Annotated in this window: 21 protein-coding genes; 4 read left to right on the top strand and 17 right to left on the bottom strand. The window is 64.0% G+C overall.

Translation table 11 applies throughout. From position 1 onward, the window contains the following. Positions 1–40: 40 nt before the first annotated feature. Positions 41–2098, bottom strand: a complete 2058-nt coding sequence (locus tag ABC729_RS23210) for a PhoX family protein (protein WP_495609984.1) — start codon at positions 2096–2098, stop codon at positions 41–43. A 273-nt stretch (positions 2099–2371) separates the two neighbouring features. Here ABC729_RS23210 and ABC729_RS23205 point away from each other — a divergent pair, with 273 nt between their 5' ends. Genes ABC729_RS23205 through ABC729_RS23190 form a run of 4 tightly spaced genes read left to right on the top strand, consistent with a single transcriptional unit; the run spans position 2372 to position 7102 of the window. Beyond that, positions 2372–3379: a BMP family lipoprotein gene (locus ABC729_RS23205; RefSeq protein ID WP_495609983.1), complete on the top strand. Its 1008-nt coding sequence runs from the start codon at positions 2372–2374 to the stop codon at positions 3377–3379. 36 nt (positions 3380–3415) lie between these two features. Continuing rightward, positions 3416–4999, top strand: coding sequence for an ABC transporter ATP-binding protein (locus tag ABC729_RS23200; RefSeq protein WP_495609982.1), 1584 nt, complete (start codon positions 3416–3418; stop codon positions 4997–4999). Further along, positions 4996–6126, top strand: a complete 1131-nt coding sequence (locus tag ABC729_RS23195) for an ABC transporter permease (protein WP_495609981.1) — start codon at positions 4996–4998, stop codon at positions 6124–6126. The genes ABC729_RS23200 and ABC729_RS23195 overlap by 4 nt, the downstream gene beginning before the upstream one ends. Before the next feature lie 4 nt (positions 6127–6130). Further along, positions 6131–7102, top strand: coding sequence for an ABC transporter permease (locus ABC729_RS23190; RefSeq protein ID WP_495609980.1), 972 nt, complete (start codon positions 6131–6133; stop codon positions 7100–7102). Between the two features lie 67 nt (positions 7103–7169). Here ABC729_RS23190 and ABC729_RS23185 read toward each other — a convergent pair whose 3' ends face one another. The 16 genes from ABC729_RS23185 to ccoN all read right to left on the bottom strand — a co-directional run bounded on the left by ABC729_RS23185 (position 7170) and on the right by ccoN (position 21490). Next, positions 7170–7838, bottom strand: coding sequence for a response regulator (locus ABC729_RS23185; RefSeq protein WP_495609979.1), 669 nt, complete (start codon positions 7836–7838; stop codon positions 7170–7172). A 174-nt stretch (positions 7839–8012) separates the two neighbouring features. Further along, complete coding sequence (locus tag ABC729_RS23180) at positions 8013–9731, bottom strand: MFS transporter (RefSeq protein WP_495609978.1); 1719 nt, start codon at positions 9729–9731, stop codon at positions 8013–8015. 220 nt (positions 9732–9951) lie between these two features. After that, complete coding sequence (locus ABC729_RS23175; protein ID WP_495609977.1) at positions 9952–10467, bottom strand: GAF domain-containing protein; 516 nt, start codon at positions 10465–10467, stop codon at positions 9952–9954. A gap of 99 nt (positions 10468–10566) precedes the next feature. Beyond that, positions 10567–11382: a ParB/RepB/Spo0J family partition protein gene (locus tag ABC729_RS23170; protein WP_495609976.1), complete on the bottom strand. Its 816-nt coding sequence runs from the start codon at positions 11380–11382 to the stop codon at positions 10567–10569. Between the two features lie 214 nt (positions 11383–11596). Then, positions 11597–12202, bottom strand: coding sequence for a helix-turn-helix domain-containing protein (locus tag ABC729_RS23165; RefSeq protein WP_495609975.1), 606 nt, complete (start codon positions 12200–12202; stop codon positions 11597–11599). A 204-nt stretch (positions 12203–12406) separates the two neighbouring features. Beyond that, a complete protein-coding gene (locus ABC729_RS23160; RefSeq protein ID WP_495609974.1) occupies positions 12407–12592 on the bottom strand; it encodes a hypothetical protein in 186 nt (61 codons plus the stop codon). Then, positions 12593–12784 carry a cbb3-type cytochrome oxidase assembly protein CcoS gene (ccoS, locus tag ABC729_RS23155; protein ID WP_495609973.1) on the bottom strand — a complete coding sequence of 64 codons (192 nt, stop codon included), beginning with the start codon at positions 12782–12784 and terminating at the stop codon, positions 12593–12595. Next, a complete protein-coding gene (locus ABC729_RS23150) occupies positions 12781–15270 on the bottom strand; it encodes a heavy metal translocating P-type ATPase (protein WP_495609972.1) in 2490 nt (829 codons plus the stop codon). The genes ccoS and ABC729_RS23150 overlap by 4 nt, the downstream gene beginning before the upstream one ends. Continuing rightward, positions 15267–15746, bottom strand: a complete 480-nt coding sequence (locus tag ABC729_RS23145; protein ID WP_495609971.1) for a FixH family protein — start codon at positions 15744–15746, stop codon at positions 15267–15269. The genes ABC729_RS23150 and ABC729_RS23145 overlap by 4 nt, the downstream gene beginning before the upstream one ends. Before the next feature lie 3 nt (positions 15747–15749). Further along, the gene (gene ccoG, locus ABC729_RS23140) at positions 15750–17288 is read right to left on the bottom strand and encodes a cytochrome c oxidase accessory protein CcoG (RefSeq protein WP_495609970.1); all 1539 of its coding nucleotides are present in this window, start codon (positions 17286–17288) and stop codon (positions 15750–15752) included. A gap of 146 nt (positions 17289–17434) precedes the next feature. Next, entirely contained in the window at positions 17435–17686 is a 252-nt protein-coding gene (locus tag ABC729_RS23135; protein WP_495609969.1) for a toxin-antitoxin system HicB family antitoxin, read from the bottom strand. Then, positions 17683–18105, bottom strand: a complete 423-nt coding sequence (locus tag ABC729_RS23130) for a putative toxin-antitoxin system toxin component, PIN family (RefSeq protein WP_495609968.1) — start codon at positions 18103–18105, stop codon at positions 17683–17685. The genes ABC729_RS23135 and ABC729_RS23130 overlap by 4 nt, the downstream gene beginning before the upstream one ends. A gap of 109 nt (positions 18106–18214) precedes the next feature. After that, entirely contained in the window at positions 18215–19084 is an 870-nt protein-coding gene (gene ccoP, locus ABC729_RS23125) for a cytochrome-c oxidase, cbb3-type subunit III (protein ID WP_495609967.1), read from the bottom strand. 4 nt (positions 19085–19088) lie between these two features. Then, a complete protein-coding gene (locus tag ABC729_RS23120; protein WP_082372590.1) occupies positions 19089–19256 on the bottom strand; it encodes a cbb3-type cytochrome oxidase subunit 3 in 168 nt (55 codons plus the stop codon). A gap of 10 nt (positions 19257–19266) precedes the next feature. Next, the gene (gene ccoO / locus ABC729_RS23115) at positions 19267–19995 is read right to left on the bottom strand and encodes a cytochrome-c oxidase, cbb3-type subunit II (RefSeq protein ID WP_495609966.1); all 729 of its coding nucleotides are present in this window, start codon (positions 19993–19995) and stop codon (positions 19267–19269) included. Positions 19996–20008: 13 nt separating this feature from the next. Next, a complete protein-coding gene (ccoN, locus tag ABC729_RS23110) occupies positions 20009–21490 on the bottom strand; it encodes a cytochrome-c oxidase, cbb3-type subunit I (RefSeq protein WP_495609965.1) in 1482 nt (493 codons plus the stop codon). Positions 21491–21649 lie beyond the last annotated feature (159 nt).

Raw genomic sequence — 21649 nt, 5'->3', positions numbered from 1 at the left:
TTGGGTTTCAATACAGTTACAATACAATGTGCCGGGGCCGTCACACCCCGATCGCGCCGCCGCCCTTCTTGGTGATCACCACCACCGATGGCCGTGCGGGCATATTATCCTTGAAATCCGGCCAGCGCGTGCCCGGATCGGCGAAGGTCCCGTTACGGTTGCCGGACTTGGTGACCCTGTCCACGGCATCGGCACCCGGATGCTGCACCGACACGAACAGCGTCTGATCATCGGGCGTGAAGGTAGGGCCGGTCAGTTCCGCCCCCACCGGCGTGCGAAAGAACAGGCGCGCCGTACCGCGCAGGGGGCCTTGCGTCTCCATGGCCCAGATGCCGTCCGATGACCCCGACGTCCATTGCCATTTGCTGCCCTGATCGGTGCCGACCCACAACCGGCCCATGCTGTCGAAGGCGCAATTGTCAGGGCAGGAGAACCAGCCATTCTCCGTGGTGGCCTTGTTGAAGCTAGCCCCCGTTTTCGGGTCGGCGGGGTTGCCGGCCTTGACCAGGATTTCCCACTTGAACTTCTGCGCAGCGTGGTCGCCGCCGGGCGGCGTCATCTCGATAATATGGCCCCAGCTGTTGGCCGGGCGCGGGTTGGCGGCATTGGGGCGGATCTGGGCCGGGTGGATGGGGTCATCGGGCAGCCGGTCGTCATTATTGGTCAGCATGACATAGACCAGACCCGTCTTGGGATTGACCTCCACATCCTCCGGTCGGTCCATGCGCGTGGCCCCGACCAGTGTGGCCGCCAGACGGGCCGCAATGACCACGTCGCCCTGATCCTTGAAGCCATTGGCGGGCGTCAACGGCCCCTGCCCCTGCACCAGCGGCAGCCAGGTGACGCTGCCATCGGCATCAAACCGCGCCACCGACAGCGTGCCCTCGTCCAGCAGCTTCATGTTGGCCTTGCGGTCGGTCGGGTTGAACGTGCCCTTGGACACGAACCGGTACACATGCTCGAACCGCTGATCATCGCCCATATAGACGACGGCACGCCCATCCTTGTTCAGGGTGACGCCCGCCCCCTCATGCTTGAACCGGCCCAGCGCCGTCAGCTTGCGCGGCGTGCTGGTCGGGTCATAGGGGTCGATCTCCACGATCCAGCCATAGCGATTCGCACCGAACGGCTCCTTATTGATGTTGAACCTTTCATGGAAGCGCCCCCACTGGTACAGGGGCGAAGGCACCGTCATGCGGTCATAATTGCGCTGTTCGGGATGGGTCTGGTCAACGGTGCCCAGGAAGTAGCCGTCGATATTCTCCTCCCCCGACAGGACCGTGCCCCACGGGGTGACGCCGCCTGCGCAGTTATTCAGCATGCCGATGACGGTGCGGCCCTCTGGGTCATCCTTGATCTTCATGCGGGCATGGCCAGCGGCCGGGCCGGTAAACACCATCTTGGTGTTCAGCGCATTGATGCGGCGGTTGAACTTGCCGCCCTTCACATAGGTCCACTTGCCGTCCTTACCGCGCTTGACCTCAACGATGGTGCCCGAATGGGCCGCCATCTCGATATCCACCATCTCTTTGGTGACGGATTCGGGTGGATACTTGTCCTGACCTTCCGGTGCCAGACCGGGGAACATCATCTCGGCCTGGGTATATTCATGGTTCACCCACAACAGGCCGTGATCGGCATTGTTGCTGCCCTGCGGCAGGGGATAGTAAGCAGTGAAGTCGCAATTATAGCCGAACTGTTTCAACTGGCTGTCGGCGCTCTGCTTGTACGGATCGAATTCCGGGCTGTCCGCGAACAGCGGGTCACCCCAGCGGATCAGGACATCGGCGTCATAGCCGGGGGCGACATGGTGGGTATGGTCAATGCCCCGCGTCAGCTCCTCAAAACTAAACCCGAATCCGCCCTGCTTGCCAGCGGCCCCCACCGCCTGTGCCTTGGCCTCATCCGCCATCAGGGCCACCGGAACCGCCGGGGCAAAGGCCGCAATCGCGCTGGTGCCCAGCATGCCACGCAGGATATCGCGACGACCCAGCCGCTGTTGCACCACCTCGCCAAAGGTTGGTTCCGTGTCCGGTGACGCACCCTTGTCCTGGATGGCTTCAAACTCTTCATGGGTCAGGAAACGTGTCTCGGACATGAGGACGGTTACTCCAGCGGAAAAATGGCTTTGCCTGTTTCATACGCCTTGGAAGCTACAGTTATTTGACAGGCCAGCGCCAGACCAACAGGGCGGCGATGTGACACAGGGGCCAGATTCCGCATCGCGGACGGCAAAGGCGGGCTTTGTCACCTTGCCGTGCGCCTGCGAACTGGCTAGCTTCACAGGCTGGTATGATTGCTGGGACCCTTTCCCGGTGGTCCCTGCTTCGGGATCGCCGCCCTGGGGGTTCCTCTGTTCGGAACGGAGCCGATGAAGTTTACCCGTCGCGCCGCCTGTGCGGCCCTCGCCCTTTTCATGTCCACCGCCGCCACGGTCGCGCCCGCCTTCGGGTTCGAACCGGCCATCGTCTTCGACATGGGCGGCCGTTTCGACAAATCGTTCAATGAGGGGGCCAATAACGGTGCCGAACGGTTCAAGAAGGATACCGGCACCAATTTCCGCTGGTTTGAGGTGACGAACGAGGCGCAACGCGAACAGTTCCTGCGCCGTCTGGCATCCAAGAATGCCGATATCATCGTCTCCGTCGGTTTCTCCATGGCGCCGTCGGTGGAAAAGGTGGCGAAGGAGTTTCCGAATGTCCGTTTCACCCTGATCGACGGCAATGTGAACCTGCCGAACGTACAGTCGATCGAATTCGCCGAACATGAAGGCTCCTACCTTGTCGGCGTTCTGGCGGCCATGGCGTCCAAGACGGGGACGGTGGGCTTTGTCGGCGGCATGGATATCCCCCTGATCCGCCGCTTTGCCTGCGGCTATGAACAGGGCGTGAAGGCCACGAACCCCAAGGCCAATGTCCTGGCTAATATGGCCGGCTCCACGCCTGCCGCCTGGGCCGATCCCACGCGTGGCAGCGAACTGGCCAAGAGCCAGTTTGACCGTGGCGCGGACGTGATCTTCGCCGCCGCCGGTCAGACCGGCATGGGCGTGCTGCAGGCGGCAAGCGACGCCGGCAAGCTGTCCATCGGTGTGGACAGCAACCAGAACCACCTGTTCCCCGGCAAGGTCCTGACCTCCATGGTCAAGCGCGTGGACATCGCCGCTTATGAGGCGTTCAAGACCGCGCAGGACGGCACCTGGAAGGCGGGCCACCGCCGTCTGGGCCTGAAGGAAGATGGCGTGGGCTGGGCCTTCGATGACAATAACAAGGCGCTGATCACGCCCGCCATGAAGGCGGCCGTGGACAAGGCCACCGCCGACATCAAGTCCGGCACCCGCACCGTCGCCAATTATGACGACGCCAAGGGCTGCAAGTACTGATCGTCCCCTGACTGAATTAGCACCCAAGCAGGACCCATGTCGGCCGCCCCCTCTTCCGTTTCTCCCGCCTGGGCGGTCGAACTTGTCGGCATCGACAAGCGATTCGGCCCCGTCCATGCCAACCGCGACGTGACGCTGCGTTTCGCCCCCTCCAGCATCCATGGGCTGGTGGGGGAGAACGGGGCTGGCAAGTCCACCTTGATGAGCATCCTCTACGGCTTCTACGAGGCTGACGGGGGTGAAATCCTGGTGCGCGGCAAACAGGTGAATATCCGCACGCCGCAGGACGCGATCCGTCTGGGCATTGGCATGGTGCATCAGCATTTCATGCTGGTGGAGACCTTCACGGTTCTGGAAAACCTGCTGCTGGGGCACGAGGGCGGGCCGGTGCTGGGTCCCGCCATGGCCCGCGCGCGGGCCGAGGTGCAGGCGCTTGAGAAGCAGTTCGGGCTGGAGGTGCCGCTGGACGCGCTGGTCTCCGACCTGCCGGTCGGCGTGCAGCAGCGCGTGGAAATCCTGAAGGCGCTTTATCGCGGGGCCGAAGTGCTGATCCTGGACGAACCCACTGCGGTTCTGTCCCCGCCGGAGGTGGAGCAGCTGTTCCGCATCCTGGAACGGCTGCGCCAGCAGGGTCGCACCGTCCTGCTGATCACGCACAAGCTGAAGGAGATTATGGCCATCACCGACCGCGTGTCGGTGCTGCGCCGGGGTCAGGTGGTGGCGGAATTCATCACCGCCGAAACCGACCGTCAGGCCCTGGCCGACGCCATGGTGGGCCGCAAGACCTCACTGTCGGTGGATAAGGCCCCGGCCACGCCCGGCCCCGTCCTGCTGTCGGCGCAGAATGTGAACGTCATTGACGCGCGCGGCGTGACGACGCTCAAGGATGCCTGCCTGAATGTGCGGGCGGGCGAGATTGTGGGCATCGCCGGTGTCGCCGGCAACGGCCAGTCGGAACTGCTGGAGGTTCTGTCCGGCATGTGCCGTTTCGATAGCGGAACAGTCACGCTGAAGGGCGATGAAATCGGCCCGGCCACGAAATATGACGCGGCCGACGCGCGCCGCCGGGGTCTGGCCCATGTCCCCGAAGACCGGCTGAAACTGGCCGTGATCAAGGAATTCCCCGCCCATGAAAGCGCCATCCTGGGCTATCACCAGGACCAAGCCCTGTCCAAGGGCTGGCGGCTGGACTGGAAGCGCGTGGTCGCCAAGACCGTTTCGCTGATGGAACAGTTTGACGTGCGGCCCGGCAACCCCAATCTGCGCACCTCGCTCTTCTCCGGCGGTAATCAGCAGAAGCTGGTGATGGCGCGTGAGATGGACCGGGAACCCGACATCCTGCTGGTCGGGCAGCCGACGCGCGGCGTTGATATCGGTGCCATCGCCTTCATCCACCGTCAGCTTGTGTCGCTTCGCGACCGGGGCAAGGCCATCCTGCTGGTCTCCGCCGAACTGGATGAGATTCTGGCGCTCTCCGACCGCATCCTGGTGATGTGCGATGGGGAGATTGTGGGCGAATTGTCGGCGGCAGAGGCCACGGAGGGCCGGATTGGCACCATGATGGCGGGCATCAAGGACGCGCCCACCACAGAAGCGGTTGCTGCGGGGGTTTCGGTATGAGTGCGGGTGCGGGTTCCGACAATCTTCCCTGGTGGGCGACCGGCCTGCTGCTGCCCGTGGTGAATGTCACCCTGGCGCTGCTGGTCTCCGCCCTGGTCATCTTCGCCATCGGGGAGGACCCGGTGGGTGCGCTCGGCACCATGCTGCGCGGTGCCTTGGGCACGGGCGAGGGCATCGGCTACACACTTTATTACGCGACCAGCCTGATCTTCACCGCACTCGCCGTCGCCATCGCCTTCCATGGCGGCCTGTTCAATATCGGCGGGGAGGGACAGGCCTATATCGGGGGCCTGGGCGTCGGTCTGGTCTGTCTGGCCCTGCCCGGCTGGCCCTGGTGGGCGGCCCTGCCCTTGTCGGTGCTGGGCGGTGCAGCCTTCGGCGCGCTGTGGGCCGCGATTCCCGGCTGGCTGCAGGCCTATCGCGGCAGCCATATCGTCATCACGACCATCATGTTCAATTTCATCGCGTCCTCGCTGATGGTCTATCTGATGGTCAATGTGCTGATCAAGCCGGGCCAGATGTCGCCGGAAAGCGAGGCGTTCAGCGCCTCCATGTTCCTGCCCATGATGGCCGACATGCTGGCCGGCATCGGGATTGAGATGGCGTCCTCGCCGCTGAATTTCTCGCTGTTCCTGGCGCTCTTGGCCTGCGTCGGCGTCTGGGCCTTCATCTGGCACACACGCTGGGGCTTCGCCCTGCGCGCCACGGGCGCGAATGAGAATGCGGCCCTCTATGCTGGCATCGATCCCAAGCGTGTCATCGTCATCACCATGGCCCTGTCGGGTGCCCTGGCGGGCCTGCTGGGCGTGAACGAGCTGCACGGGGTGCAGCATCGCCTGATGCTGAATTTCCCGGCGGGTCTGGGCTTTACCGGCATCGCCGTGGCCCTGATGGGCCGTAACCATCCCGCCGGCATCATCCCCGCCGCCCTGCTGTTCGGCGCGCTCTATCAGGGCGGCACCGAGCTGGTCTTTGATTACCCGACCATCAGCCGGGAGCTGGTGGTGGTGATCCAGGGCGTGGTCATTCTGTTCGCGGGTGCGCTGGAACATATGTTCCGCCCGGCGCTGGTGCGCCTTTTCTCCCGCCGCCCCGCTGTGGCGACTTCCAAGCCGGTAGGGGCCTGATCCCATGGATATGCTTCTCACGCTTCTGTCGCTGCTGGACAGCACGGTCCGCCTCGCCACCCCCTTGCTGCTGGCAGCGTTGGCCGGGTTCTACTCGGAACGAGCCGGGGTGGTCGATATTGGGCTGGAGGGCAAGATGCTGGTGGCGGCCTTCGCCACCGCCGCCACCGCCGCCCTGCATGGCTCGGCATGGTTGGGCCTGGGGGCAGGCATCCTGGCCTCGGTCATCCTGGCCCTGCTGCACGGTTTTGCCTGCATCACACATAAGGGCAATCAGGTCGTTTCCGGCGTGGCGCTGAACATCGTGGCCCTGGGCCTGACGGCGGTGCTGGGCAATGCCTGGTTTGAAATGGGGGGCCGCACCCCCAACCTGCCCGCCGACGCCCGCTTCGGCGAAATCACCCTGCCGCTGGCAGAGGCTCTGCGCGGCATCCCCCTGCTGGGCCCGCTCTATTTTGAACTGATCAGCGGCCATAACATCCTGGTCTATCTGGCGCTGGCCATCGTTCCCCTGACCTGGTGGATCGCCTACCGCACCCGGTTCGGCCTGCGCCTGCGCGCCGTGGGCGAAAACCCCGCTGCCGTGGACACCGCCGGTATCTCGGTCACCAAACTGCGTTATCAGGCCGTCCTGATCGCGGGCCTGCTCTGCGGCATCGCCGGTGCCTACCTGTCCACCGCCCAAGGTGCCGGGTTCCAGACCAACATGACGGCGGGCAAGGGCTTCCTGGCGCTGGCGGCCCTGATCCTGGGCAAGTGGAAGCCGGTCCCCACCCTGTTCGCGTGCCTGCTGTTCGCCTTCGCCGACGCGTTGCAGACGCGCCTGCAGGGCGTCGCCCTGCCCGGCATCGGTGAGGTGCCGGTACAGTTGATTGAGGCTTTGCCCTATCTCTTGACCGTCCTGCTGCTGGCCGGCTTCGTCGGCAAGGCCATCCCGCCCAAGGCCAGCGGTCGGCCCTACGTGAAGGATCGGTGAGGGGTGGCCGAAGCGCCCTACCACACCGTCATCCCCGCTTTCGCGGGGATGACGGTTGAGCAAACACCTACGACGCCTCCGCCTGCGTCTCCGCCACCGGTGCCAGCGCCAATTTCGACGCCACAATCGCCGCCTGGGTGCGGCTGACCACGCCCAGGCGGCGCAGGATCACCGTCACATGCGCTTTCACGGTGGTTTCCACCACGCCCATCTCATACGCGATCTGTTTGTTCAGCTTGCCCTCCGCGATACCGGCCAGCACGCGCAGCTGCTGCGGCGTCAGGCCCGCCACGCGGGCGGCCATGTCGGCATCGGCCACGGGGGCCTGGGCATGGGCGGGCGTGCCGGCACGGGGCAGCCAGACGGCACCGTCCAGCACGGCGCGGATGGCGTCGCCAATATGGGTGATGGGTGCCGATTTGGGCACGAAACCGGCCGCCCCATATTCCATGGCGCGGTGAATGGTGGCCGCGTCTTCCGACGCCGACACCACGATGATGGGAATGGTCGGGTGTTCATTGCGCAACAGCGCCAGACCGATCAAGCCGTTCATGCCCGGCATATGCAAGTCCAGAAGGATGGTGTCGATGGCCGGCTCACGCTTCAGCACGGCCTCCACATCGCCGAAACTGGCCGCCTCCACGGTCGTCAGGTCAGGCATGGTGCCCGCCACCGACTGGCACAGGGCTGCACGCATCAATGGATGGTCATCGGCCACCAGCACCCGGATCGACATCTGTTCCGCCCCTCCCGCAATATGTCCCGTGGCTGTTGCGCCACTGTTGTTGAAACAGATTGAATGCGCTTCCCGGCTGGGACGCAAGCCTGCTTTTGACAAAAAAGAATATGGCGGGTGGCTTTCACCACCCGCCCAAGTCTTTAGGGGGAAATCACAACCACGAACCGGACATCAATCATCGGCGTAGATGTCGACGTCCTTGGTTTCCTTCACGAACAGCAGGCCGATGACCAGCGTGCCGGCCGCGACGATGATCGGGTACCAGAGGCCGGAATAGATGTCGCCGGTGGCCGCCACAATGGCCAGGCTGGTGGCCGGCAGGAACCCGCCGAACCAGCCATTACCGATATGGTAGGGCAGCGACATGGAGGTGTAGCGGATGCGGGTCGGGAACATCTCCACCAGCATGGCGGCGATGGGGCCATAAACCAGCGTCACATAGATCACCAGGATGGTCAGCAGCAGCACAACCATCGGCTTGTTGATCTTCTCCGGGTTGGCCTTTGCCGGGTAACCGGCGGCCTTCAGCGCATCGCCCAGACTCTTGTCGAACTCAGCGGCGGCGGTCTTCGGGTCGGCCGGGGCGGCACTGCTGTGGGCGGGGCCATGCAGCGACACTTCCGTCTTGGTGGCAACACCGGAGCCATCATAGGCGGTGATGACGATCTCACCGACCTTGATCACGGCCAGACTGCCGGCGGGGGCCGCTTCGTTAGAGTAGGGCACGCCCTTCTTCACCAGCGCCGACTTGGCGATATCGCACGAGCTGGTGAATTTGGAGGTGCCGACCGGGTTGAACTGGAAGGAGCAGCTTTCCGGATCAGCAACGACCACGACCGGGGAGGTAGCAACGGCCTGTTCCAGTTCCGGGTTGGCGAAATGGGTGATGCCCTTGAAGATCGGGAAATAGGTGACGATGGCCAGCGCCAGACCCGCCATGATGATCGGCTTGCGACCGATCTTGTCGGCCAGCGTGCCGAACACCACGAAGAAGGGCGTACCGATCAACAAGGCGGCGGCGATCAGCAGGTTGGCCGTATAGGCGTCGACCTTGAGCGTGGAGGTCAGGAAGAACAGGGCATAGAACTGACCCGTGTACCAGACCACGGCCTGACCGGCGACCAGACCAACCAGGGCCAGGATCACGATCTTCAGGTTCTTCCAATTGCCAAAGGCTTCGGTCAGCGGTGCCTTGGAATGCTTGCCCTCTTCCTTCATCTTCTTGAAGGCCGGGCTTTCATTCAGCATCAGGCGGATCCAGACGGAAATGCCCAACAGCACGATGGAAATCAGGAACGGGATGCGCCAGCCCCAGGCCTCAAAATCCTCGACCGACATGGAAGAGCGGCAGGCCAGGATGATCAGCAGCGACAGGAACAGACCCAGCGTCGCCGTGGTCTGGATCCAGGAGGTGTAGTTGCCACGCCGGCCATGCGGGGCATGTTCGGCCACATAGGTGGCGGCACCGCCATATTCACCGCCCAGCGCCAGCCCCTGCAGCATGCGCAGCACGATCAGGATGATGGGGGCCGCAATGCCGATGCTGGCATAATTGGGCAGAATACCGACCACAAAGGTCGAGGCACCCATGATCAAGATGGTAACGAGGAAGGTATATTTGCGGCCGATCAAGTCGCCCAGGCGGCCAAACACCAGCGCGCCGAAGGGACGCACAAAGAAACCAGCGGCAAAGGCCAGCAGCGCGAAGATCATCGCCGCCGTCTCATTGACGCCGGAGAAGAACTGCTTGGCGATGACGGCCGCGAGCGAGCCGTACAGGTAGAAATCATACCATTCGAACACGGTGCCAAGCGAAGAGGCGAAGATCACCTTCTTCTCTTCCTTGGTCATCGGGGCTGGTTCCGCCCCGCCCACTGCCACATTAGCCATGTGCCCTCCCTTTTGCGCATATCGGCGACAAACGGATCGGCCCCGGCGAAATTATGCGCCACCCATCGCCGGGCAGCCTGTTATGGGCGTCCGGGTCGATCCTTGAGGTTTCCACGATGGGACAGGCGGAAGGTTAACACAGCCCCGACCTTGGTCGCTTCGACCTTGGTCCAGAGGCTTGAAACCATTAGCTAATTTGTGCAGCGCAACAAGGGCGCTGTTAACTCTTACCCAACCTACGGCGCTCGATATGCAGATCGAAGGACACGCCCAGCATGATGGCCATCTGCTCCAGATAGGCGGCGTCCTGATCGGACCACAGGCGTTTACGCCCCCCCTGTTCACAGCATAAAACCGCCACCGCCTTGCCACCCGTGCAGACGACATGGTCCAGAAGCGAACGCACATCACGTTGCAGAAGGTAGTTTTTCAGACAGGCTGTCGCTGGATGGGTCTGGGCATCGTCCGCCACCACCCGCTTGTCGCGGCGCAGCGCCTCGAAATAGGGGGAGCCTTCGGCTTCCCGCAGTTTCGTGCCGCGCAGCACGCGGGCGTCGCGGGCATCGTAAAGGGCGGCACATTCGATGGCACAGCCATCGCCTTCATCAAAGAACCAGACGCTGCCGCTGCTGACCCCCAGATCCTCGACAATATCCCGGCAGGCCGCTTCAAATATGGGGGGTAAATCCTCAGCCCGCCCACGAAACGCCGCCAGGGCTGAACGCACATGCCGCATGCACGCCTCCGCCGCCCATCCACGCGATAAACATGGGGCGGACCGACGGTTGCGGCAATGCAATTGTTTATATTCTATTCACATTGCGCCGCAGCAGGATCAGCCCATCAGCGCGCTGATCCGCCGCGACAGTGCGGCCAGATGCGCGCGCTGTCCGTCGGTCAGGCCCGCCGGCCCCACCTTCAGCTGCTCCAGCGCTGTAACTGTCCGGTCCACATGACGCAGCGCCACCGTCACCTGATCGGTGGACAGGCCCGCCGTGGCGGGGTTGGCGGGGGCATTGCCTGCCTTTTCGGCGCGAATCGCGCGCACCGTCAGCGATCCCTGGCAGGCCCGTTCCCACAGGGCCAGCTGGCGCTCCGGCTCGTCGATGGTGGCCAGCTCCACCAGCATCGACCGCGACACCTGCCTTTCATGCTGCGGATAGCCCTTCAGGATGTCGGGATGCAGGGACAGAAGGCGCAGGGTGGAACTGATCTGCCCCTGGGTGCGGCCGATGGCACGGCCCAGCGCGTCCTGCGTATAATGATGCTTGTCCATCAGGCGCTGCAAGGCACCGGCCTCTTCCAGCGCGTTCAGGTCCTGGCGCTGCAAATTCTCAATCAGGCTGATCTCATCGACATCGCCCGCCGTGACCAGGACGGGCAACCAGTCCCAGCCCAGCTTGCGGGCCGCGCGCCAGCGCCGTTCGCCGGCCACGATGTCGTAAAGCCCCAGCTCGCCTTCCGACACCCGCACCAGCAGCGGGTGCAGGATGCCGACACGCGCCATGCTGCCCGCCAGCTCGTCCAGCGCATCCAGGTCGAAATATTTGCGCGGCTGATCGGGCCGGGGGCGCAGCCGGTCAATGGCAAGCGACAGGATCAGGGGCGCGCCGGGTTCGGCATCATCGGAATATGTATCGGGTGTCTGCACGGCTGGGCGGGTCCGTCCGGTGGACATCTCCCCTGGCATTAGATCAATCGCGCCGTCGGGTCAACGCGGGCGGTGATCAGTTCGGAACTGAGCCCAGGTCTACGCCAGGGGTCAAAGGCTTTGACCCTTGGAAAGGCGGCGACTGCCGCCGCGCGGCACATGCCGCGTGAAGCCAAGCTGCGGGGATGCAGCACTGGCGATTGAGGAAAACGCCCTAGGCCACTAAGCTGTCCAGCGGCGTAAACACAGGCTGTGCGGGCAGGCTCAGATAGGCGGACGGCGTCACCGTCCGGCGTTCATAGATGCAGACCGGTGTGCCATCCGACAGTTTCATGGGCACCCATCGGGTCAGGGCATGGCGCACCGTCATGCCCCCCTGTACATATTGCAGCCAGATCAGGCGCATGGTGGCCATCACCATCTCGCCGCCATAGAAATTGCCCTGGGCATTCAAGGTGGCGTCCGCCTCGGCCATCAGGTCGGCATGCTGCTGCGTCCGTTCGGCAAAGAAGATGCTGCGGCCCAAGGGCTGATCGGCGACCAGCGTGTCGCTGACTTCCAGGATACGGCTGGGCTTGCCCGCCTGCGGGCAGCGGTCGGTCTGGAACAGATAGCGGGAGGATTTGCTGTGCCGGATCTGCGAGGGCAGGTCCGCCGCCGCCACCGGCTGCACCAGAAGATCACGGATCAGGCGCTGCACCGACGGGTCCGGCATATCGCCGCCGCTTTCCCAACGTTGCAGGGTGCAAAGAGAGACCTTCAGCTGGGCGGCCATCTGCGCAAGTGTCCAGAACCGGGTGCCCCGCACGAGGCGCAGCATTTCCGGCCAGCAAACCTTGTCGCTTCCAACCACTTGCCCTTGCATGGTCCCCGACACGCTCAGTCTGATTACAAAGATTTCTTACACTGATTCCAAACATGTCGCGAAGCAGGAAATGGCACTGGTAAATAAAAAATAAAGACATACATGAGCCATCGTTCAGAATGAAAAGGGGACGCATAGGGGCTGCGCCCCCTTTTCCCTTCAGGCGCCCTGCGGGGTGTGGGGCTTATCCTGAGCGATAAGCCAGAAATTCAAGGCGACTCCAAACAGGCAGAACAGCATTCCCCCCAGGAACATACCCGGGTCCTTGGCACCCGCCGCCAGAAACAGACCCACAAAGCCAAGCAGAATGCCCAGCAGGCGCAACGAAACATTACCGATCATCATCTACTCCTGGTGATTGCCCGTCTTCGGGCGGGTGGGGGTGGGCGGCAGGGGCCGCTCATCATCGAACAGGACGCGGGCACCGGCCCCGTCCAGGTCTTCGAACTGTCCGCTGCGCACGGACCATAGAAAGGCCAGAAGACCGATCAGGCCCATGCCCAGCGCAATGGGGATCAGGAACAGCAGGCTGGTCATCCACGCATCTCCTTTGGCGCTGCTTTCGGTTTACCGGGAACAGCATCGGTGGTGCCTGCTGCCGCGCGGCTTATGCCGCGTCGCCCAAGCTGCGGATGCAGCGCCGGCGCGTGAGGAGAGCGGGACAACCGCAGCGCATTGCCCAGCACCACCAGCGAGGAGGAAGACATGGCCAGTGCCGCGATCAGCGGTGTGGCATGGCCCAGCATGGCGATGGGCACCGCGCACAGGTTATAGAGCAACGAGAAGCCAAGGTTCTGCAGCACCAGCCGGTCGGCTTTGCGCGCCACCGTCAAAAGCTCTGCCAGCGGGGCCAGCCGGTCCCCCTGGAACACGGCATCGGCGGCGGTCTGCGCCACATCGACGGCACTGCCGGGCGATGCCGACACATCCGCCGCCGACAGGGCAGCAGCGTCATTCAGCCCATCGCCGACCATCAGGACATGGCTGCCCTCATCCTTCATCGCGGCCAGGGCCGCTGCCTTGCCCGCCGGGTCCACCCCGGCCCGCCAGTCGTCAATGCCCAAGCGGCGGGCCATGGCCTCCACCACGGGGGCACGGTCCCCGGAAATCAGGGCCAGACGGTATCCCTTGCGCCGCAGGCCCGCGACCACGGTCACGGCATCGGCGCGCGGCGCATCGGCGAAGGTAAAGCGCTGGGGCTGCCGGCCAGGGCGCGCCAGCCACAGTTCCGGCCCTTCGATCAGGCCGCCCGGCAGGCTGACCGGCCCGACAAAGCCACGCCGGCCCAGGCGCACCATCCCGTCCGGCCCCTGCCATTCCAGCCCGGCCCCCGGCACCTCCCGCACCCCGTCCGCCACTGGCCCCGGCCCGGCGGCCCGCGCAATGGCGCGCGACAGCGGATGCCGGCTGGCCCGCGCCAGCGTCGCGGCCAGTTCCAGGTCCCCCGCATCCCGCGCGCCATCGGGCAGAAGGTCGGGCCGACCCAGGGTCAGGGTGCCCGTCTTGTCAAAGACGATGGTATCCACCTTGGCCAGCCGTTCCAGCGCCGTGGCCGATTTCAGCAATATGCCGCCGCGCATCAACCGCCCGGTCGCCACCACCTGCACCGCAGGCACGGCCAGCGCCAATGCGCAGGGGCAGGTGATGATCAGCACCGCCACCGCGATGAACAACCCCTGCTGCCACGCAATCCCCACGCCCAGCACCCAGGCCAGGAAGGTGGCCAGGGCGGCGGTATGGACCACGGGCGTATAGGCCCGTGCCACCCGGTCGGCCAGGGCCACATAGCGCGCCCGTCCCTGCTCGGCGGCCTCCATCAACCGCACGATCTCGGCCAGCAGGGTGCCCTCACCGCGCGCCGTCACCGTCACGCGCAGCGGGGCCGACAGATTGACCATGCCGGCGAAAAGCCTGTCGCCGGGCCGCACCGGCTGCGGATGGCTTTCCCCGGTCACCAGTGAGGTATCGATATCCGACACCCCGTCGGCCACCGCGCCATCCACCCCAATACGCTCTCCCGCCGCGACAAGGACCGTGGCCCCTACCGGCACCTGCGCCGGGGCCGTGGGCACGGCCATGCCGTCCTCGTTCAGCATCATGACGGGTGCCCGCCCCAGGGCCAGCAGATGTTCCGCCGCCGACCGCGCCCGACCCCGCGCGCGGGCATCCAGGAACCGCCCCACCAGCAGGAAGAACAGCAGCATGACGGCGCCATCGAAATAGGCATGTTCCCCATGCCGCGCCGTCTCCCACAGACTGACGGTGGTGGCCAGCGTCACACCCAGCGAGATGGGCACATCCATATTGGTCCGCCCGGCCTTCAGCGCAGTGATGGCCGACCGGAAGAAGGGCCGCGCCGCATAGGCCACCACCGGCAGGGCGATCAGGGCCGACAGCCAATGCATCAGCGTGCGCGTGGCATCGCCCATGCTGCCGGCATGCCCGGACCAGACGGAAACGGACAGCAGCATGATATTCATCATGCCGAACCCGGCCACCGCCATGGCCCGCACCAGTTCGCGTTCGGATTTCTTCTGCGGATCGTCGGCCCCTTCCGTCGCCGCCACGGCGGGGCGGTAGCCCAGCCGCCGGACGATCCCGGCCAGACGCCCGGCCATATCCGGGGCACCGTCGCGCCATGTCACCGACAGCCGCCGCGTCGTCAGGTTCACGCGCGCCGCCGTCACGCCCGCTTCCCGGCGCAACGCGCTTTCAATCAGCCAGACACAGGCACCGCACGTCACCCCATCGACAACCAGACGCAGGCACTGCGCCCCATCCGGCAGTGTCTCCACCGCACCGGACAGGTCCAGTGCCGCCGCCTCTTCCCCTGCCGGGACCGGGGCATTGGCATCGCGACGCGCGTAATAGGCATCCAGCCCCAGATCATGGATCAGGGCATAAGCACCCGCGCAGCCCGTGCAGCAGAAACGTTCCCCCGCCGCCACCAGCTGCCCGCAATGGATGCAGCCTGTGTCATGCACGTGATCGGTCACGATCTCGGGGGAGGTTGCAGGGGTCATTTCGTCACCATGATCCGCTGCACCAGCAGATACTGGTCATCGCCATGGCGAAGGGCCGCCTTCACATCCCATTGGCCGGGGTGGGGGGTGTTCAGGGGTGCCACGAACCGGCCCTCCCCCGTGGCCGTAAAGACCAGGGACAAGGGTGCGTCATTGCTGACAGGCCGTTCCAGCCGGCCCGTGATGCCCACCCGGTCCAGCGGCTGCCCGTCCCGGTCCTGAATGCGCAGGACAAGCTGTCCCGCCTCCACATTCACCGACACGCGCCAACCCAGCGCGTCCTGGCCCTTCTGGGCGGCCAGCACGTCATTGTACCGCACGCCCCGCTCATAGGGCTTGTCCACCGCCAACCCGGAATAGGAATTGATGGCATAGGTTATCATCACCGCATTGACGAGGATGACGACCAGCATGGCACCCACAAAAACCCAGGGGATCCAGCTGCTTTTGCGCGGATGATCAATGGTCATGGCCATGGCTCAATCCCTGTCGTGATGGTGGCGAAGATGGGGGCCGACGAACACCGCGTCATAGGCGTCACCCTCCCCGCGCACCGGGTTGGTCAGCACGAATTCAATCTCCACCCGCTCATCCCGCTCCTTGTCAGGTGGGGCGGTTACGAACACGCGGAAGGTGGCGACCTTGTCGGGCTTCACGGGCAGGATCACCGACTGGCCGTCGCCCGCCTCGCCCACATCCTGGACCAGCAGGTGCCCATCTTTCATGCCCTTCAGGCTCAGCAGGAAATCCACCGCCTCCCGCCGCTTGTTCAGGACCTTCAACGTATAGCCATTGCGCACCCCGCCATCCGACAAGGCCACAAACAGGGGTGCCCGGTCACGCAATACATTGACTTCCACGGTGGTCCGCAGCAGCAAGGCAGCCAGCATCACGGCGCTGACCAGCATCAGAAGCCCGGCATAGATCAGGGTGCGGGGCCGCACGATCTTCCACTTGGCCCGCCCGCCCTTGGCCCGCGCCTGCTGCCGCGCCTCGGTGTCAAAGGTGATCAGCTCACGCGGACGGCCCACCTTGTCCATGATCTGGTTACAGCTGTCGATGCACAGGCCGCAGCCGATACATTCCAGCTGCAACCCGTCGCGGATATCGATGCCCGTGGGGCACACAGCCACGCATTGCCCGCAATCGATACAGTCGCCGCGCCCCTCCCAGCTGGTGCCCGCCTTGTGCGGCCCGCGCGTCTCCCCGCGCCAGCGCTCATAGGTCACCACCATCGACTGATCGTCCAGCATGGCGGCCTGGAAACGCGGCCAGGGGCACATATAGGTACAGACCTGCTCACGCGCCCATCCGGCCAGGACATAGGTGGTGGTGGTGAACAGGCCGACGAAGAAATACTGGACCAGCGTGGCCCGACCCGTGAAGAACTGCACCACAAAGGTCGGCGCGTCATTGAAATACAGCGCCCAGGCACCGCCCGTGGCCAGCGCGATCAGCAACCAGGCCGCATGTTTGGCCGCGCGCTTGGTGAATTTCTCGACACTCATCGGCGCCTTGTCCAGGCGCATGCGCGCCCCCCGGTCACCCTCGATCCAGCGTTCGACCAGCATGAACAGGTCCGTCCACACGGTCTGCGGACAGGCATAGCCACACCACAGCCGCCCGAACAGGGCCGTAACCAGGAACAGGCCCAGCGAGCCCAGCACCAGCAGGCCGGTGATGAAATAGACCTCCTGCGGCCAGATCTCGATCCCGAACAGATAGGCGCGCGGCGCCCCCATATCGATCAGCAGGGCCTGTGACGGCGCATCCGGCCCCCGGTCCCACCGGACCCAGGGGGCAAGGTAGTAGAGGGTCAGACAGAAGATCAGGACGGCCCATTTGATCGTGCGATACTTGCCCGTCACCGACTTGGGCTGCACCTTGATGCGCGCAGCATAGAGCGAGGGCGGCGGCACATCGGCCCCCTTGGGCACCGGCTTGCGCCCATTCTCAAACGCCGCCTGCGCGGCATCAGCAGCCGCCGCCTTCTCCAGCAATGTCTCCGGCCCGGCCATCGGGGCACCCCTTGGAAACGGTCATGAACAGTTCGGTGGGCAACCCACCCTGACCGTACCCTAGGCCTGTGCGATGCGGCGCGCGTTGCGATAAATCAAATGACGGGGGAATGATTGGGATGGGGATGTTTGGTCGCAGGCACCTTCTACTCCACACGATCCCCGTCCGCCGGCGGCTGACCGCCCTCCCGGTTCATGATCCGGTCGAACGCGTCGAAATCCGCCCGTGCCCGCCGTTCGGCAAAGAAATCCGCCGTGTTCATGGCGGATAGTTTCTCCGCAGCAGCCGTCGCGATGAATTGATTGATGCTGATACCATCTTCACGGGCGCGCCGCTCCACCTCGGCCTTGATTGAGGAGGGAAGCCGAAGCGGGAATGTGCTCTGTTTCGTCTTCATTGCCGTATCCTCCTCAAAACCGCCGCCGGCCCCATGATTTCCACACCGAACCGGGCAGGAACGGCGCCGAAATCCCGTTCATTGAAGGTCGATATGATGCTTGCGCGACCATTAACCGCGACCTCCAGCACCATCTCGTCCCCGGGGTCGCGTAACTGCGGTCGCCAATGGAAATAGGTGCGCACAGTCTCAGCCATCGCCAAGACCGCGTCGACAAAAATCATGGCATCGCGAATACCAAGACCGGCAGCGTCAACATGTATGGGCGCTGTACAGATCGCCTCATACTCCAAGGCCAACGCAACAGAACAAAGCATATGCACCCGCCCCTCACGAACCGAACGGAGCAGATGCGCTGACGCTCCCGTTGGTGAGCGCATGGCCGCGACCACGACATTGGTATCCAGTACACATCGCATTCCAGACCATAACATCACCTGTGATGTCGCGCACCCCATAAACAAAACACCCCGCCGGTCTCTCTCCGGCGGGGTGCAAGTTGGGTGGGGGCTAGGAGGTTAGGGGGGGTTACTGCCCGCCACCAAGGGCATGCACATACGTGGCCAGCACCTTCACCGTCGCCGGGTCCAGGCGTTCGATCCAGGCCGGCATGTTGCCGCGCCGCGCATAGGTGATGGTCTCCACCACCGTCTTGCGGTCGCCGCCATAGAGCCAGATGCCATCCGACAGGCGCGGGCCACCCATATCCTGGACGCCCTCGCCCTTCTCGCCATGGCACGCCGCGCAGTTCTCGGCAAACACCACAGCCCCGCGTTCCACGGCGTCGGCCTTGCCGGCCGTGCCCGACAGCGACAGGACATAGTCGGCGACGTCACCGATCTGTTCCTTGGTCAGCAGGCCATCGGCGCCAAAGCGCGGCATGTCCGACACGCGGCTGTTCTCATTGGCATTGCGGATGCCATAGGTGATGGTCTGCAAAATCTGGTCCGGCTTGCCGCCCCAGATCCAGTCATCATCGGCCAGCGTGGGGAAGCCCACGGCTCCGGCACCGCCGGCACCATGACAGCCCGCGCAATTATCGGCAAAGGCCACGCGGCCCGCCGCCTGGACATAGCCCATCAGGGCCGGGTCCTTGCGGATACTGTCAATATCCATGGCCACGATCTTTTCGCGCAGATCGGCCTGGCCCGCCTTCTGGGCCGCCAGATCCGCCGCCACGTCGGCCCGCTGCGAATAGCCCGATGTGCCACCAAAATGGCTGGACAGGGTGGGCCAGGACGGGAACAGGACCGTATAGATCACGCCCCAGACGATGCAGGCATAGAAGGTATACAGCCACCATTTCGGCAGCGGCGTGTTCAGTTCCTTGATGCCGTCCCACTCATGGCCCGTCGTTTCCGTGCCCGTGGTGGCGTCCTTTTCGATCTTCGTCGGCATGGGATCACCTGTTGTTTCGGGCGGGGCTGGGATCGTCGTTCAGGGGGATCATAGCGTTGGCCTCAAACCGGCGCTTGGCGCCGGGACGGAAGGCCCAGAACACGATGCCCAGGAACAGAACCAGGAACCAGACCAGCCAGAGCTGTTTCAGAAGGGGGAGAAGTTCATGCATGGCGTCCCCCTCACTGCTTCAGGTCTTCGGGATTGATCTTGGTGAAATCGACCAGCGTGCCCAGCATCTGGAGATAGGCGACAAGCGCGTCCATCTCCGTCACCTGTTCCGGCTTGCCGTCGAAATCGCCCAGATGCGCCTTGGGATAGCGGGCCAGCAGCGGGGCCGTATCCTCGTCCGGCAAGGCACCCGCCTGCACCTTCAGGTCCTTGGCCGCATTGGCGATGTCATCTTCGGAATAAGGCACGCCCAGAGTGCGCAGCGTCTTCAGATGCTCTGCCGCATCGTCGAAATTCAGCGGCCGGTTCAGGAAGGCGTAGGAGGGCATGATCGATTCCGGCACCAGGGCGCGCGGATTGTTCAGATGCGCTACATGCCAGTCGTTGGAGTATTTGCCACCAACGCGGGCCAGATCGGGGCCGGTACGCTTCGACCCCCACTGGAACGGATGGTCATACATGCTCTCCGCGGCCAGGCTGTAATGGCCGTAACGCTCGACCTCGTCCTTGAAGGTGCGGATCTGCTGGCTGTGGCAGAGATAGCAGCCTTCGCGGACATAGATGTTGCGGCCCGCCAGCTCCAGTGGGCTGTAGGGGCGAACGCCCTCCACCCGCTCGATGGTGGTTTCCACGGTGAACAGCGGCACGATCTGGACCAGACCACCGATGGAGACGGTGATCAGGGTCAGGACGGCCATCAGGATGACGTTCTTTTCGATGATCGCGTGGGAGAACTTCATGGTTCCGTCCCCCTTATTCGGCTGCCACAGCGGCACCCTGCGTCGCCGGCGCCAGGGCCGGGCTGCTGGTGACCGTGCGGATCAGGTTGATGACCATCAGGATGGCGCCGGTCAGGAATAGCAGACCGCCGATGCCACGGATGATGTAGTAGGGATGCATGGCCTGCACCGTCTCGACGAACGAATACTGGAGGAACCCGTACTCGTCATAGGCGCGCCACATCAGGCCCTGCATGATGCCGCTGACCCACATGGCGGTGATGTAGAAGACGATGCCGACGGTGGCGGTCCAGAAGTGCCATTCCACCAGACGGGCGGAATAAAGCCGCTGTTTCTTCCACAGGACCGGCACCAGATAATAGATCATGCCGAAGCAGATGAAGGCGACCCAGCCCAAGGCACCGGAATGCACATGGCCGATGGTCCAGTCGGTATAGTGCGACAGACCGTTGACCGCCTTCACCGACATGACCGGGCCTTCGAACGTGCTCATGCCATAGAAGCCGACGGCGGTAACGGAGAAGCGGAGCGACGGATCGGTGCGCAGCTTGTCCCAGGCACCCGACAGGGTCATGATCCCGTTGATCATGCCGCCCCAGCTGGGCATCCACAGCACCACCGAGAACACCATGCCCAGCGTCTGCGTCCAATCGGGCAGTGCGGTATAGTGCAGATGGTGCGGACCCGCCCAGATATAGAGGAAGATCAGCGCCCAGAAATGGATGATCGACAGGCGGTAGCTATAGATGGGCCGCTGCGCCGCCTTGGGGATGAAGTAATACATCATGCCCAGGAAGCCGGCAGTCAGGAAGAAGCCCACCGCATTGTGCCCGTACCACCACTGGATCATGGCATCCTGTACGCCGGCCCAGGCCACATAGGACTTGGTGCCCGTCAGGCTGACCGGCAGCGCGGTGTTGTTCACGATATGCAGCATCGCGATGGTCAGGATGAAGGCCAGATAGAACCAGTTGGCCACATAGATATGCGGCTCCCGGCGCTTGATGATGGTGCCGACAAACACGACCAGATAGACGACCCACACCAGGGTCAGCCACAGATCGACATACCATTCCGGCTCGGCATATTCCTTGCCCTGGGTGATCCCCAGCAGATAGCCGGTGGCGGCCATGACAATGAACAGCTGGTAGCCGAAGAAGATGAACCAGCCCCATTCACGCCCGCCGAACAGCGGCGCGCGGCAGGTGCGCTGCACCACGTAAAGCGACGACCCGATCAGGGCGGACCCGCCAAAGGCGAAGATCGCGGCGGATGTGTGCAGCGGGCGCAGCCGCCCGAAGGTGGTCCATTCCAGACCCAGATTCAGGTCGGGAAAGGCCAGCTGGAAAGCGATATAGACACCCGCGGCAAAGGCCGCGATGCCCCAGAACATGGCGGCCACGACGAAGGCGCGGACAACGTCCTCGTGATACGCCTCGACGGGAGCGGCCTTGGCCACGCCCCCATACGCCCCGTCGGCGATTGCTACACCCATGACAAACCCCCGGTGTCGGCGGAAATTTCTTGATAAGGACCGGACCCATGCCCGATCCCCGACCCTGCCTTCATGGGCCATGCCGGGGGCATGCGCATTGACATGCATCAAGGCGCCGATGGTTCAGGCGGAAAACATCAAGGTGATGCAGGATCAAGG

It is taken from the genome of Niveispirillum sp. CC-CTL257 (assembly GCF_059489915.1).
This window is presented reverse-complemented; position numbering and strand designations above follow the sequence as displayed.

Coding starts and splice junctions, on each gene's coding strand:
- ccoO (WP_495609966.1), bottom strand. CDS start 19,995: ATGAAGTTCTCCCACGCGATCATCGAAAAGAACGTCATCCTGATGGCC.
- ccoN (WP_495609965.1), bottom strand. CDS start 21,490: ATGGGTGTAGCAATCGCCGACGGGGCGTATGGGGGCGTGGCCAAGGCC.
- ABC729_RS23205 (WP_495609983.1), top strand. CDS start 2,372: ATGAAGTTTACCCGTCGCGCCGCCTGTGCGGCCCTCGCCCTTTTCATG.
- ABC729_RS23150 (WP_495609972.1), bottom strand. CDS start 15,270: ATGACCCCTGCAACCTCCCCCGAGATCGTGACCGATCACGTGCATGAC.
- ABC729_RS23120 (WP_082372590.1), bottom strand. CDS start 19,256: ATGCATGAACTTCTCCCCCTTCTGAAACAGCTCTGGCTGGTCTGGTTC.
- ABC729_RS23190 (WP_495609980.1), top strand. CDS start 6,131: ATGGATATGCTTCTCACGCTTCTGTCGCTGCTGGACAGCACGGTCCGC.
- ABC729_RS23145 (WP_495609971.1), bottom strand. CDS start 15,746: ATGGCCATGACCATTGATCATCCGCGCAAAAGCAGCTGGATCCCCTGG.
- ABC729_RS23135 (WP_495609969.1), bottom strand. CDS start 17,686: ATGAAGACGAAACAGAGCACATTCCCGCTTCGGCTTCCCTCCTCAATC.
- ABC729_RS23165 (WP_495609975.1), bottom strand. CDS start 12,202: ATGCTGCGCCTCGTGCGGGGCACCCGGTTCTGGACACTTGCGCAGATG.
- ccoG (WP_495609970.1), bottom strand. CDS start 17,288: ATGGCCGGGCCGGAGACATTGCTGGAGAAGGCGGCGGCTGCTGATGCC.
- ccoP (WP_495609967.1), bottom strand. CDS start 19,084: ATGCCGACGAAGATCGAAAAGGACGCCACCACGGGCACGGAAACGACG.
- ccoS (WP_495609973.1), bottom strand. CDS start 12,784: ATGACCAGCCTGCTGTTCCTGATCCCCATTGCGCTGGGCATGGGCCTG.
- ABC729_RS23175 (WP_495609977.1), bottom strand. CDS start 10,467: ATGCGGCATGTGCGTTCAGCCCTGGCGGCGTTTCGTGGGCGGGCTGAG.
- ABC729_RS23200 (WP_495609982.1), top strand. CDS start 3,416: ATGTCGGCCGCCCCCTCTTCCGTTTCTCCCGCCTGGGCGGTCGAACTT.
- ABC729_RS23195 (WP_495609981.1), top strand. CDS start 4,996: ATGAGTGCGGGTGCGGGTTCCGACAATCTTCCCTGGTGGGCGACCGGC.
- ABC729_RS23160 (WP_495609974.1), bottom strand. CDS start 12,592: ATGATGATCGGTAATGTTTCGTTGCGCCTGCTGGGCATTCTGCTTGGC.
- ABC729_RS23185 (WP_495609979.1), bottom strand. CDS start 7,838: ATGTCGATCCGGGTGCTGGTGGCCGATGACCATCCATTGATGCGTGCA.
- ABC729_RS23180 (WP_495609978.1), bottom strand. CDS start 9,731: ATGGCTAATGTGGCAGTGGGCGGGGCGGAACCAGCCCCGATGACCAAG.
- ABC729_RS23210 (WP_495609984.1), bottom strand. CDS start 2,098: ATGTCCGAGACACGTTTCCTGACCCATGAAGAGTTTGAAGCCATCCAG.
- ABC729_RS23130 (WP_495609968.1), bottom strand. CDS start 18,105: ATGCGATGTGTACTGGATACCAATGTCGTGGTCGCGGCCATGCGCTCA.